Origin of the sequence: Luteolibacter sp. LG18 (assembly GCF_036322585.1) — a bacterium.
Taxonomy (GTDB): domain Bacteria; phylum Verrucomicrobiota; class Verrucomicrobiia; order Verrucomicrobiales; family Akkermansiaceae; genus Luteolibacter.
The window spans coordinates 2,721,038-2,734,733 of the sequence record NZ_AP024600.1 but is presented as its reverse complement, the minus strand read 5'-3'; the positions used below and the strand labels follow the sequence as shown (position 1 = coordinate 2,734,733).

At 63.6% G+C, this 13,696-nt stretch carries 10 protein-coding genes and 1 tRNA gene; 4 read left to right on the top strand and 7 right to left on the bottom strand.

Going from position 1 to position 13,696, the window contains the following annotated elements; genetic code table 11:
- Nucleotides 1–20: 20 nt before the first annotated feature.
- The 5 genes from llg_RS11390 to llg_RS11370 all read right to left on the bottom strand — a co-directional run bounded on the left by llg_RS11390 (nucleotide 21) and on the right by llg_RS11370 (nucleotide 4,116).
- Entirely contained in the window at nucleotides 21–755 is a 735-nt protein-coding gene (locus tag llg_RS11390; RefSeq protein WP_338287144.1) for a hypothetical protein, read from the bottom strand.
- Between the two features lie 325 nt (nucleotides 756–1,080).
- Nucleotides 1,081–2,169 carry a DUF5131 family protein gene (locus llg_RS11385; RefSeq protein WP_338287145.1) on the bottom strand — a complete coding sequence of 363 codons (1,089 nt, stop codon included), beginning with the start codon at nucleotides 2,167–2,169 and terminating at the stop codon, nucleotides 1,081–1,083.
- 590 nt (nucleotides 2,170–2,759) lie between these two features.
- Nucleotides 2,760–3,212: a helix-turn-helix domain-containing protein gene (locus llg_RS11380; RefSeq protein WP_338290053.1), complete on the bottom strand. Its 453-nt coding sequence runs from the start codon at nucleotides 3,210–3,212 to the stop codon at nucleotides 2,760–2,762.
- A gap of 89 nt (nucleotides 3,213–3,301) precedes the next feature.
- A tRNA-Lys gene (locus tag llg_RS11375) sits at nucleotides 3,302–3,373 on the bottom strand.
- A 65-nt stretch (nucleotides 3,374–3,438) separates the two neighbouring features.
- Complete coding sequence (locus llg_RS11370) at nucleotides 3,439–4,116, bottom strand: HAD-IIIA family hydrolase (protein WP_338290052.1); 678 nt, start codon at nucleotides 4,114–4,116, stop codon at nucleotides 3,439–3,441.
- Between the two features lie 193 nt (nucleotides 4,117–4,309).
- Here llg_RS11370 and nusA point away from each other — a divergent pair, with 193 nt between their 5' ends.
- The 4 genes from nusA to llg_RS11350 all read left to right on the top strand — a co-directional run bounded on the left by nusA (nucleotide 4,310) and on the right by llg_RS11350 (nucleotide 8,900).
- On the top strand, nucleotides 4,310–5,572 hold the full coding sequence (gene nusA, locus llg_RS11365) for a transcription termination factor NusA (RefSeq protein WP_338290051.1): 1,263 nt from the start codon (nucleotides 4,310–4,312) through the stop codon (nucleotides 5,570–5,572).
- Between the two features lie 69 nt (nucleotides 5,573–5,641).
- Nucleotides 5,642–7,768, top strand: a complete 2,127-nt coding sequence (gene infB, locus llg_RS11360; protein WP_338290050.1) for a translation initiation factor IF-2 — start codon at nucleotides 5,642–5,644, stop codon at nucleotides 7,766–7,768.
- Nucleotides 7,769–7,879: 111 nt separating this feature from the next.
- Nucleotides 7,880–8,245, top strand: a complete 366-nt coding sequence (rbfA, locus tag llg_RS11355; protein ID WP_338290049.1) for a 30S ribosome-binding factor RbfA — start codon at nucleotides 7,880–7,882, stop codon at nucleotides 8,243–8,245.
- A gap of 148 nt (nucleotides 8,246–8,393) precedes the next feature.
- Entirely contained in the window at nucleotides 8,394–8,900 is a 507-nt protein-coding gene (locus llg_RS11350; RefSeq protein WP_338290048.1) for a protein-tyrosine phosphatase family protein, read from the top strand.
- 125 nt (nucleotides 8,901–9,025) lie between these two features.
- On the opposite strand, the gene llg_RS11345 is transcribed toward llg_RS11350, so the two are convergent.
- Entirely contained in the window at nucleotides 9,026–9,835 is an 810-nt protein-coding gene (locus llg_RS11345; RefSeq protein ID WP_338290047.1) for a glycoside hydrolase family 16 protein, read from the bottom strand.
- 71 nt (nucleotides 9,836–9,906) lie between these two features.
- Entirely contained in the window at nucleotides 9,907–13,557 is a 3,651-nt protein-coding gene (gene hrpA / locus llg_RS11340; RefSeq protein WP_338290044.1) for an ATP-dependent RNA helicase HrpA, read from the bottom strand.
- Between the last annotated feature and the right edge of the window lie 139 nt (nucleotides 13,558–13,696).

Sequence of the window (13,696 nt, the reverse complement as noted above, 5' to 3'; positions counted from 1 at the left end):
CAACCCGGAAAACTGGGTCTTCAGTCCACTTCTCCCGACCCTAGATGCTCTTCGATGGCAGCCAACGTTTCAGCATCCATCCAGCTCTCGTCGCTGGGACTATGAGGGGTGAGGATCACCTGCAGCTCTCCCACTGGAGCCAACCCGGATTTCTCCATTTTGCGGGTGGATTTGGCTCCCTCCCGTATCGCGACATCCACCGGGTGCCTTGCAAGCTGGGATCGTAACTGCTCAACGGTCGGAAAGGGCAACCTGCCAGGCTGCAACTGGTATTTCAGCAGCGAATAGGTGCTGATCAACCGGGTGCCTCTTTTTCCGCCTCCCGTCGTGCCGATTCCAGCCAAGGAAATCGATAGCGAAGAGATCGGCTCGCCCACGTCGGCGAGAAGCTGATTCATCTTGGTCTTGGTAAAGTCTGAAACCGGACAGGGTTCGCCACGCCCGGGAATGCGCACGAAGAGGGGCATCGCGTTGTCCCTGGGAGTGGCACCGGATTCGTATCGGGACATATCCGCAGGCACGGGCGAAAACACCGACTCCGCCGCACATAGGGCCTCAAGCTCCGTCTTAAACCCACCGCGCGCCACACCGTGCTTGAGCAAAAACCGGAGAAGAAAGCGGAGATCAATCCGCCGATGTCCTCCCGCCATCCACGTTTTCCCTTCCGCCTTTGCCGGGTTGACCAACGTCTCCAACGAGGTCCGAGGAAGCCCGGTGAGCGGGCAGGCCCGCCCCTTCGGGGGAAGGCCGATCATATGAGGCAGTCTTGGGTGAGTGAACATGTGCGTTGCGACTGGTTCGACTTGGAAATATGGGCGCGGTGCAGTTCGTGATTCCGCTTGGGGTCTGTGCGGCAGGCCCCTGATCACTTGATCGGGACAGGAACACTCAAGACTCCCGGCGGCTGGCTGGCCACCTCCGATCGCCCTGTAAAGTTCTACCCGGAGGATCCGCTGGTGGCCTTCAAACACGGCTGCGGTATCAGGGAAAGAGACAAGAAGCCCGAGCGGAGGAACCCGACACCCGGGTTCCCACCACACGGACTCCCTGATCGCGCCACGAGCGTCCGCCCGTCCGGTTTCAGATTTCGATCTGGATTTCCTCCATGTCGTGAAAGCCCGGAGGCATCTCGCGAATCCGGAGGTCCTCCGGCCATTCGGACCAATCCCCTCCATGGGGATCCTTCAGGCTCAGGGAACTGCCACCGTCCACAGGCCTACGACCGAGTTGTTTGAGGAAGAAGGCCTTGCCCTCGCGGCGGCACTGGTCACGGAGCGCCCTGGCCCACTCCAGATGGAACTCCTTGGCATAAGGCCCGGATTCCCCCCCGACGATGACCCAATCGATCCCCCTCAAATCCAACTCCACCGGCCCCCACAAGGGCTCGACACTGAGGCCCCTGATCTTGGCGGGAATCTCGCGGAGGTACTTCACGTGGACGGCCATCTTGGCATCCAGGACCGAAGTCATCGGCACCAGGTTTTCGGGCCACTCCATTCCTCGCAGCCGCAGCCAGGCGGCGAAGGCGGCCATGCGCTTCGGTCGCTTCGTCAGCCACAGCCACACATGTCTGCGTCCCTCGCGGCTCACCACGGCATCGATGATCTCGGCCTTGAGGTAGTCGAACGAAACCCCCTTGGAGAGGGCATCTCCCATATCCGAGACGAAGACCAGCCGAGGCATCCCATCCAGCCACGGCTTGGAAGGTCGAGCGCCTCCCTTCAAGGAAGGCTGCTTGGCGGTCTTCGCCATCCGGCCGGGGAACAGGGTCAGCTCCTCGAACCAAGGCGCGAAGCCCGGGTTGCCACGCCGGCCATCGGGCTTGGAGCTCCACCGCAAGTGCAGGTTTGCGGCGTAGCAACGGACCGCGGACGCGATGGCCCGCCAGATGATGTCCCGTAGCCCGTTGAGGGTGGCACCAAGGGACTTCAAACGCTTGACGATCTTCACCGCGATCTGACGTCGATCCGTGTAGAGGCGGGACAAGGGCCGCCCACCAAACTCCCCGTCGACCAACTCCTTCAACTGCTGGCGAGGCAGATCAAAGACCAGGAGCTCTTTGAGCACCGCCGCGGCGACCTTCTGGGGCGTTGGAAAAAGCGGGCAGCCTTCGCAGCCCATGACGGGATTCGACGAATCATCGCACCACTGAATACTGGTTTTGGACATGCGGCTTCTGCTACCAACGCCCACCGCCAAGTCCATAATTATTTCACAACCAATATATTACACAAACAACGCCCAAACCTCATCGGGCATCCAGGGACTTCCTCGGGTAGTTGGTCTGGCAGAAAAAAATTTTCGCGCGCGGGGCTCAAGCTGGGCCGTTTGGAAGAGTCGCAGCAGATTTCGGCGGAATCGTGAGGCCTTCTTGAAGCCTGGGTGCTCCGTGTGTGGCGCAGGAGTCGCACGCCCCCGCCCGCCTAGGAAATCGAGACGATTTCGTTCAAGCCCCCCATGTATCAAAAGCCACGAAGGTTTTGTGATACACGATTTCGACGTAACCCATTGATAAACAACCCAAATTGTGTATCAAAAATCTAGACTGACCCCCCTCTTGCTAAAGCTCCATTTTGATACACATCGAAAAACGACCACTCATTATCAACAGGATGCGAAGAAGGCACCTCGACTCTTTCTTGGTGTCGCACGGTGACGAAGCCGCCAAATCACCGAAAATCGGCTGCCCGGACTCCAGAGCGCAGCTTCCCAAGGGCGGCGAAAGCAACCGGAGGCAAGCGGCCTCCTAGAGGCCTCACCTAGAGCACTGATGCAGCGGCTCTAGCCCCTTCGATGATGCCCTCGGCGTAGTGCGCCCTTTCTTCGAACGTTGCCAAGCCACTCAAGTCGGTTTGGAAAGCGGAGCAATGAGCTTGGATCTCTTCGACTTCGCCCATGGTCAAGCCATCGAGGTCCACCGCAGGAATCCGTGGAAACTCGGGACCAAGCACCAGGCTTAGGGCTAGGATAACCAGTTCAACAGACCGCTCTTCATCAGGACGAGTAGCGAGCGCCACAGCCATTTGCATGGGAGGTGCCTGATTTGACGCGAGGACGTCCTCCAAGCGAAAGCGAACCACCTTGTCCTTGCGGAAGGCCACCGGGATCGTGCCGTTCGCTGCCCAGTAGTGGATGGTGCGGGGATCGACGTTGAAGTAGGCCGCGATCTCGGTCGCGGTCTTGAGCGCTGAAGAGGAAGCCGACGGATCCATTACGCTGGAGATGCCTAGGTTCGGCTGATTCAGGCAGGATTCGGGCAGCGCGGGGAAACCCGAAATCCACAAATCACTGAAATTAAAAGTACGAGGACTGGGATTTGAACCCAGGACCAATTGGTTAAAAGCCAACTGCTCTACCGCTGAGCTATCCTCGCAGGTTTTCCGCTTCGGGCGGGCGCCGGAGTATGGGACCCGGACCGAATTGGCAAGATATTTTCGCTCAGTTTTTCAACCGCAGCCACCCCAAAGCGTCAATCAACGTGGTCCGCGGTCGATCCAGCACGAACGCCTCGATCCCCACCGCCGCCGCCCCCTCCCCATCGGCGAGGCCGTGGTCGCCGATGTGGACGGTATCGGAAGGCCGGGCCACCATCGCCGCGAGCGCGTGCCGGAAGATGGCGGCATCAGGCTTGCGCGCTCCCGCGTCGGCCGAGGTGACCACCACCTCGAACTCCCGGTCCAAGCCAAAGTCGGCGAGAATGCCGTGCAGGCGGCGATCGAAGTTCGACACCACGGCGAGCCGGCATCCCTCCTCCCGTAACCGGGCGAGGACTTCCCGGACCTCCGGAAACACCGTCCATGCCTCGCCGCTCGCGTAGTGGGCGAACAGGTTCGCGAAACAGGCATCGAACTCCCCACCGGTCGCCTCGATCCCGGAGGCCCGCGCGGTTTCCTCGACCACCGATCGCCACCAGGCTCGCTCGGCGGAGTCTCCGTCCGCGGCGGCGGCATAGGCCGGGGGCGGCAGGGTGGCGAAGACGGTCCGGAAGGCCCCCTTCACGGCAGCCTCGGACACCTCCCAGCCAGCCGCGGCGAAATGTCGCACGTAGACCGCGGCGACCGGTTCGGCGGGCTCGATCAGGGTGCCTGCGGCATCGAAAAAGATCGTTCGGATCACCCCGCCAGCCCTAGCGCAAGCGGGGCCGCGCGCCAATCCCCCTTCCCGCTCAAGCCTAGATTCCACTTGCATGTCAAGGATTTCCAAGCTATGCGGGTGCCCGCACAAGCTTCTGACGTGAGTAAGGAGTGGGTCTTCACCCACTCTTTTGCGTCTAGAGGTGTCTCAAGCGCCGATTCCATCACCGCCCGCCATGACCAACGACATCGTCGCCCTCATCGACTACTACGAGAAGGAAAAAGGCATCGACCGGGACAAGGTCGTCGCCGCGCTCGAGTACGCCTTCATCTCCGCCTACCGCAAGATGGTCCCCGGGGCCGAGGCGATCGAGACGCTGCGCGCCGATGTGAACACGCGCAAGGGCGAGACCCGCATCTGGGCCAGCCTCGCCGTGGTCACCGATGAGGAATACAGCGACAAGTTCAACCAGGTCCCGCTGAAGCTCGCCGAGAAGAAGAAGCCGGGCTCGCAGGCCGGCGACCTGATGGAATTCGACGTCACGCCGAAGGACTTCGGCCGCATCGCCGTGCAGACCGCGAAGCAGACGATGATGCAGCGCCTCCGCCAGGCGGAGAAGGAGATGATTTACGAGGAGTTCAAGGACCGTGCCGGCGACATCGTCTCGGGCACCGTCCGCCGCTTCGAGCGCAACGACGTCATGATCGACCTCGGCAAGTTCGAGGGCATCATGCCGAACCGCGAGCGAGTGCAGGGCGAGGACTACAACATCGGCGACCGCATCCGCGCCTACGTGCTGGCGGTGGAAAACGAAGGCCGCGGCCCGGAGATCATCCTCTCCCGCAGCCACCCGAACTTCGTCCGCCGCCTGTTCGAAGCCGAAGTGAACGAAATTTCCGACCGCACCGTGGAGATCCGCGGCGTGGCCCGCGAAGCCGGTTTCCGCACCAAGATCGCCGTCTGGAGCAATGACACGAAGGTCGACCCCGTCGGTGCCTGCGTGGGCCTGCGCGGCGCGCGCGTGAAGAACATCGTCCGCGAGCTGAACAACGAGAAGGTCGACATCATCCGCTGGAGCGAGGATCCCCGCGAGTTCGTGAAGGAAGCCCTCAAGCCCGCGGAAATCCGCTCCATCTCGGTCGACGAGACCGGCAAGGTGGTCCACGTCACCGTCGATGAAGCCGACCTCAGCAAGGCCATCGGCCGCAAGGGCCAGAACGCCCGCCTCACCTCCCGCCTGATGGGCTGGGACGTGCAGGTCCGCAAGGACGAGACCAAGGAGGAGCAGCTCAAGGCCAAGATCGGCGGGGCCGCCCACACCTTGGGCGAACAGCTCGGCCTGACCGACGAACTCGCCGAGAAACTCACCTTCGCCGGCGGCGCCACCGCCGAGATGGTCATCGACATGCCGGCGGACTACATCGCCAGCGCGCTCGGCATCTCCGACGACGAGGCCGAGACCATCCTCGAGAAGGCCCGCGAACTCGCCGGTGCCTGATCTGAAAGACGCATTCCCTTTTCCTTCCCCGCCCGATTCCGACCTCAGCAGAACCAGTAGGACCCTTTGATGCCTAAAGATAGCGACAAGACTCCCGAGAAAAAACCGAAGGTGCTCGATTTGATCGAGACACCGAAGAAGCCGTCGCGTCGTGAACGCCAGCGCGAGGAAGCCTCGCAGGTGAAGACCGTCGATGACGCGAAGCGGGAGGCCCTCGATCTATTCGCGGAGGAGAAGAAGCCGAAGGTCCGCAAGACGAGCCAGTCGGGCAAGACGATCCTTCCGACCATTTCCAAGCTCCTCAGCGAAGAGGAAGCTCCCGCGAAGGCTCCGGAACCGGAACCCGCTCCGGCCCCTGCCCCGGTGGTGGCCGCGCCGGAACCCGCTCCGGTCGCCCAGGAGGAAATCGACGATCCGAAGCTGGTCGTCATCAAGCCCCCGATCCTCGTCAGCGAATTGGCCGCCCGCCTCGGGCTGAAGCCGTTCCAGGTGATGGCGGATCTCATCAAGCTTTCCGTCTTCGTCGCCCCGAACCAGCCGATCGATCCGGAAGTCGCCGCCAAGGTGTGCGAGGTCCATGGGTTCCGCTTCGAGCGCGAGAAGCGCGAGAAGGGCGGCGGCGTCCACAAGGTGGAGGAAGTCATCAAGGAGCCGGAAGCCCCGAAGGTGGAGCCGGAAGACCAGCTCAAGCTGCGCCCGCCGATCGTCACGATCATGGGCCACGTCGACCACGGCAAGACGACCCTCCTCGACAAGTTCCGCAATGCCCGCGTGGCGGCCGGTGAAGCCGGTGGCATCACGCAGCACGTCGGTGCCTACCAGATCGTCCACGAAGGCCATCCGATCACCTTCCTGGACACCCCGGGCCACGCCATCTTCTCCGACATGCGCGCCCGCGGTGCGGACATCACCGACATCGTGGTGATCGTCGTGGCCGCGAACGACGGCATCATGCCGCAGACCTTGGAAGCGATCAAACACGCCAAGGCCGCGAACAAGACCACCATCGTCGCGATCACCAAGATCGACCTGCCCTCCGCGAACATCCTGCGCGTGAAAACGCAGCTCGCCGAAAACGGCCTCCAGACCACGGACTTCGGTGGCGACACCGAATTCGCCGAGGTTTCCGCCTTCACCGGCGAGGGCATGAACACCCTGCTCGAGCTGATCGCCCTCCAGGCCGAGGTGCTCGAACTGAAGTCGAATCCGAAGGGCAATGCCCGTGCCGCCGTGATCGAGGCCCGCATCGTGCCGGGCCGCGGCGCTTCCGCCACGGTCATCGTCGAGTCCGGCACCCTCAAGGTCGGTGCCCCGTTCATCTGCGGCCCGTTCTACGGCAAGGTGAAGGGCATGTTCAACGACCGCGGCGAAGCCATCAAGCAGGCCCCTCCGGGCATGCCGGTGGAAGTCATCGGCTTCGACGAACTGCCGAACGTGGGCGACCACCTCTCCGAGATGAAGAACGAGCGCGAGGCCAAGGCCCTCGCCGTGGAGCGCCAGGAGACCCAGCGTCGCCAGCGTCTGACCCCGCAGCACCGCGCCCGCATGGAAGACCTCTATGCGATGGTCAACGAAGGCGGCGGCAAGGCCCAGCTCAAGCTGATCCTGAAGTGCGACGTGCAGGGTTCCGTGGAGGCCATCAAGAAGGCCGTCCTCGCCATCGAATCGAAGAAGGTCGAGTGCGTGTTCATCACGTCCGCGGCCGGTCCAATCACCGAGTCCGACATCCAGTATGCCGGCTCCACCGATGCCATCGTGCTCGGCTTCAACGTGAAGGTCGAGGGCAAGGCCGTGAAGGCCGCCAAGGCCGAAGACGTGCAGATCAAGCTCTACTCGATCGTCTATGAGCTGATCGACCAGGTCCGCGAGGCCATGCTCGGCCTCCTCGATCCCCTCACCCGCGAGAAGATCATCGGCCACGCCGAGGTCCGCCAGGTGTTCAAGCTCTCCCGCGGCCGCGCCGCCGGCAGCTACGTCACCGACGGCAAGATCCACCGCAAGGCCCACGCCCGCGTCATCCGCGGCGGCATCCCGGTCTTCGACGGCCGCATGTCCACCCTCCGCCGGTTCACCGAGGAAGTGGAAGAGGTCAAGAACGCCTACGAGTGCGGTATCCGCCTCGGCGAGTTCAACGAATACCAGGAAGGCGACGTCATCGAGTGCTACACGCTCGAGAAGATCGCGCAAACGCTCTGAGAAGTTTGCTGGTTTTCAGTTTTCAGTTTTCAGCAAGAGTGCTGGAAACTGAAAAGGAGCCGTCTCTGGTTCTTCCTGAAAACTGCCAACTGAAAACTGACAAACTTTTCCATGTCCAAACGACTCGACCGGGTGAACGAACTGCTCCGCCGCGAAATCAGCGCGGTGGTGCAGAAGGATTATGAATGGCACGGCAAGCTCGTGACCGTGAACGACGTCGAGGTCACCCAGGACCTCAAGGAGGGCAAGGTCTGGATCGGCGTGCTCGGCGGCAGCCATGAGCCGGTGATCGAGAAGCTCAACAACGACCACGGCGCGATCCAATCGAAGATCATGAAACGCATCGTGCTGAAATCGACGCCGGTGCTGCGTTTCCGCTTCGATGGCTCCGCCGAACGCGGCGTGGACATCGTCAACCTCCTCCAGGAGGTCGACAAGCTCCCGAAGGCCAAGGACGAGCCGACGGAAGAAGCCTGAGCCGGAACATCGTAGTCGGAAGCTCCGCTTTCGAATCGTCGCCGCCAGCTCCAGTTGGCGGTGGCTTGTCAGGCCGAACGCCATCCATCCCGCAGAAAAGCAGGAGCTTCCCGCTACCCTTCGCGTGATCCGATGTTAGCATCCACCGATGCTCGTCGAACACTACACCCTCGTTCCCGGCAAACTCTTTGCCGGTGAGTTTCCGGGCCACCCGAACCCCGCCACCTCACTGGCCCGCCTCGCCAGCCTCGCCGAAGAGGGCGTGCGCACCTTCCTCGACCTGACACCGGTGGAAGATCCCCTCGAGCCCTACGAGGAGCAGTTGGCGGAGGTCATGCCCGGCCTGCGCTATTTCCGCCACCCGATCCCGGACATGGGCATCCCCTCCTCCCCTGCCGTCATGCGCGGCATCCTCGACCGGATCGCGGAGGAAACCGCAGCGGGCCATCCGGTTTATTTCCACTGCTGGGGTGGCATCGGCCGCACCGGCACCGTCGCCGGATGCTGGTTCCGTGAGCAAGGGCTCGGCGGCGATGCAGCTCTGGACGCGGTGCAGAAGCTCTACTCCACGATGCCGAAGTCCGAGCGCTTCTCAACGCCCACCTCCCCCCAAACGCCGGTGCAGTTCGACTACGTCCGGCGGTGGGCAAAGTAGCACGAGCATTCCTTGTGAGTGGGGTGGCGTCACCTCGATGAGATCTTGCAAACCATCCTGGCAGACGACTTGGATCTTCAAAGGGATGCGGACCGCCCCCGCTCACAAGTTGAAAACTTGTGCGACTACCTCTCCCACACCTTCACCCAATCGATCTCGAACTTCTGCGGATACACCTTCGGGTCCGGGTCCTTGCCCCAGGAGCCGCCGATGGCGAGGTTCAGCATCAGGTAGAAGGGCTTGCGGAACGGATTGTCTTCCCCCACTCCCGCCACCTCCAGATCGACGGTCTTGTAGGGTTTGTCATCGAAGAGGAACGTCAGCGTCTTCTCGTTCCACTCCACGCCATAGACGTGGAAGTTCTTGTGGATATCGTCGGACTTGATCTTGCCTCCCACCGACTGGTGCTGCGTCGTGCCCGGCTTCGCGAAATGCAGCGTGCCGAAAATCGTCCCCGGCTCGTGGGTCACGAACTCCATGATGTCGATCTCCCCGCACATCGGCCAGCGGACCGGGCCGCGGCTATCGCCGAGCATCCAGATCGCCGGCCACACGCCCTTGCCCTCCGGCAGCTTCGCCCTCACCTCGATCTTGCCGTATTGGAAGCTCTTCAGCCCCTTCGTGATCAGGCAGGCCGAGGTGTATTCGGCGTCCTTCCGGGACTTCTGCCAGTCCTTCGCTCCGGCCACAAAGGCGGGATTCGGAAATGCCTCCTTGCGACCCTCGATCACCAGGTTGCCACCCTCCACCCGCGCGTTCTCGCGGCGATTGTCGGTGTAGAACTGGAGCTCCTGGTTGCGAACAAAGCCCTTCTCGTAAGTCCACTTCTTGGGATCGGGAGCCCCGGCCTGGTTGAAGTCATCGGACCAGGCGAGACGCCACGGAGCAGCTTGGGCGGAAAGCGTGAGGGCGAGGAGAAGGCAGAGCGGTTTCATAAGGAGACTCCGCCAGCATACGTGGACATTTCCACGGATCAATCGGCAGTCCTGCCGACAATCGCCCGCTCTCAAACAAACTCCGCCAGCTTCTTCTCCGACACCTTCGCCAGCACCGGCACGTCCGGCGCGAAGAGCGAGACGCGGAACTCCTCCAACTGCCAGCCGTGGTCCCACAGCCGCGGGTCCTCCGGCTTGGCCACCCAACGGTTCATCCACGGGTCCCAGAACTTCACAAAGCGGTCCACCTTCTCCAGATCCTTCACCAGCGGCAACGAATCCACCCGCCCGAGCCGCGACCGGATCGCCCGCAAGCGCCGTGGATAATCGAGGAAGCGTGCGAACCCCGCCCGCCACGCGAACCGAGCGCGGAACAGCCACGAAAGCTCCTCGTCCACATCCCGCACGATCTCGTCGTAGTTCCGGTTGCCGCGATGGGCGTCCAGCCAGCGGCGGATCTCTGGCAAATGGACGAGCATCTCATCGAGCGCGTGGCCGATCTTCGCGGCCGCATCGTGCCACAGCCCGCGGGCGTTCTGCGCCGTCTTGTGAAACTCCGCGGGCGAACGCGGCAGCACCCGCCCCATCGCCCCTTCCGCGGCCAGTGCGATCAGGTCCTCGACGGCGGTGCCGCCCACCCCGAGGCGCGGCAGCTCGATCTTCGCGACCATCCCCAGCGGGAAGCGTTTCCGCAAATGGTTCACCTGGTCGGCCTGGGCGAGGTGCAGCAACCGCACGCAGCCGCCGCGATGAGCTTGGAACGCCTCCTCCTCGTTCGAAAACGCCCGCACGCCGATCGATCCGCCTTCGTCCACCAGCGCCGGATACGCGACCCCGGCGGACGTTTCGGAACGCAGCGGCAGCGCTTCGCCGTCCCACGCGTTCATCCCCCGGCGTTCCCACGACTCGTTCGCCGCGGCTTCGAAGCGGGACTTCAGTCGACCCGCCAGCTTCATCTTCAGCGCGGCCACGTCGGTGCCGAAGGCCATCTCACGGCCCTCGTCATCGCAGACCCACACCTTCGTCACCAGTTCCGGCGGCAGCTTGCTGAAATCGAAATCCTTCGGCTCGATCGGATAGCGAGTGCGCTCGCGCAGATGCGCGGCCAGCACCTTGTCGAGCGCATCGTCCGGCGGCGCGTCCTGCCACAGGCAGGTGAAGCTGTCCGTCATCTCGGACACCGGCTGGCAAACACGGCGCAGGTCCTTCGGCAGCGAGCGGATCAGGATCTCCACCCGCTCACGCAGGTCCCCGCCCACGCCCCACGCCGGCAACCAGTCCGGGAGATGCGGGAGCTGGTCGATGTGGACTCCGATGGTCACCCCATCGTCCCGCTCGCCGGGCGCGGCGTGGTAGTAGAGCGTGTATTCCTCGCCATCGCGCTGGATCGAGTCCGGATACGACTCCAGCCCGAGATCGTCCAGATCCTCCAGCACCACGTCGGTGGTGGAAAGCATCAGCGCCTCGCCGTTCTTGTCCGCCCACTTGTTGAAGGCGGACGCGGTGGCGATCTCATTCGGGATCGCCTTTTCAAAGAACGCCTCCACCGCCTCCTCGCTCCACAGGCCACCGGGTCGACGCAGCTTCTGCTCGATCGCGCCGATCTCCTCCCGCAGTTCCTCCATCCGCGCCTGGTACTCCGCCTTGCGGCGCAGCTTCCCGGCCATCAGGCCCTCGCGCAGGAAAATCTGTCTCGCCGCCTTGTGGTCCACGCGGCCGTAGTGCACGCGCCGCCCCACGATGATCGGCAGGCCGCCGCAGATGACCGTCTGCTTGCCATACACCACGCCATGCGGTTCATCCCAATACGCCTCGCCATAGCGGCTGCGGCACAGGTGCGGCGCGACCTTCTCGATCCACTCCGGATCGATGCGCGCCACGCGCCGGGCCCACAGCCGGGACGTCTCGACGAGTTCCATGCCCATCACCCACTCCCAGCGTTTCCCGCCGAACAGGCCGGAGCCCGGGAAGATCGCGAAGAATCCGCCCGAGGCGCTCTTGTAGGACTTCGAATCCCGGTCCCACAGGCCGAACTGGCGCGGGGCTCCGGACAGCAGCGCGCAATGGATCGCGGGATAGGTCGCCGCCTTCTCGACCGTCGCCGCCAGCGGCTGGAGCTTCCATTTGAGCTCACGCGTCAGCAGCTCGGCGAGCTCGTCGTGGACGTTCGCCCACTCGGTCACGCGGCGGAAATTGAGGAACGCGTCCTTGCAGTATTTCCGCAGGGCATTGCGCTTCCAGTTCCGTCCCTCGCGGAAACGGTTCACGTCGATCCACAGGCGCAGCATGCCGGTGAAGTCGCTCTGGTCATCCTTCCAACGGGCATGCGCCTGGTCGGCTTCCTTCGCCTTCTCGGGCGGGCGCTCGCGCGGGTCGTTCGATTCCAGCCCGGACACGATCGGCAGGATTTCCGCCAAGCAACCCTCCTCGCGCGCCTCCAGCAACATCCGGCCCAGGCGCGGATCCACCGGCAGGCGCGACATCTGACGGCCCGCCTCGGTGAGTTCCTTGTCCTCGTCCAGCGCGCCGACCTCCCGCAACGTACGATACCCCTCGGAGATAGCCTTCGGCGCGGGCGGATCGAGAAACGGGAATTCCTCGATCGGCGGCAGCCCCAGCGACTTCATCCGCAGGATCACCCCCGCCAGCGAGCTGCGCCGGATCTCCGGGTCGTTGAACTCCGGGCGGTCCGTGAGATCGGACTCATCGTAGAGCCGCACGCAGATGCCCTCGCGCACGCGGCCGCAGCGGCCCTTGCGCTGGCGGGCGCTGGCCTGGCTGACCGGTTCGACCTGGAGGCGCTGCACCCCGCGGCCCGGGCTCCAGCGGCTGATGCGCGCCAGACCGGAGTCGATCACGCACACGATCCCCGGGATCGTCAGCGAGGTTTCGGCGACGTTGGTGGCGAGGATGATCCGGCGCTGGCGACCGGGATTGAAAACCTTCTGCTGATCCGCGAGACCGAGCCGCGCGAACAGCGGCAGGATCTCCGTGTTCGGATAACGCTGGCCCACCAGCGCATCCGCGCACTCGCGGATCTCACGCTCGCCGGGCAGGAACACCAGCACGTCACCGCGTGGATCGACGTCGTTCAGCCACTCCACTCCGCGCACCACCTGGCTCGAAAGCTCCTCATCCTCGTCGCCCGGCAGGCTGACCTCCTGCACCGGGAAAGTCCGGCCGGGAGCCTCGATCACCGGGCAGCCACCGAAGAATTCCGAGAACGCCCCGGCGTCCAGCGTGGCGGACGAAATCACCAGCTTCAGGTCCCTCCGCGTTTCGAGCAGCCCCTTCAGATAGCCGAGCAGGAAATCGATGTTCAGCGAGCGCTCGTGCGCCTCGTCGAGGATCAGCGCGCCGTATTGCTTCAGCGAGCGGTCGCCCTGCGTCTCCGCGAGCAGGATGCCGTCCGTCATGAATTTGATCCGCGTCTCGCGGGACATCTTCTCCTCGAAACGGACCTGATAGCCCACAAACCCGCCGAGCGGCACCTTCAGCTCCTCGGCCACGCGCTTCGCCACACTCGCCGCCGCCAGACGCCGCGGCTGGGTGCAGCCGATCCGCCGCGGGTCCTGGCCGAGCGCCTCGACCACCATCTTCGGAAGCTGGGTGGTCTTGCCGGAACCGGTCTCGCTGACCACCACCACCACCGGATGGGCACGGATTGCCGCCACGATCTCATCGCGGTGCGCGACCACCGGCAGCGCCGCCGGGTAGTTCAAGGCTGGATGATGTTCCGCCACGGGCCGGACGGGGTAACCGCGGCGGGCCCTTTTCTCAAGCCCGAAGCGCCCGATTCATCTCGCCGGACCGAACGGACTCCGATAGAAGATCCATTGGTCCTTTCGTATAACTTCCCGA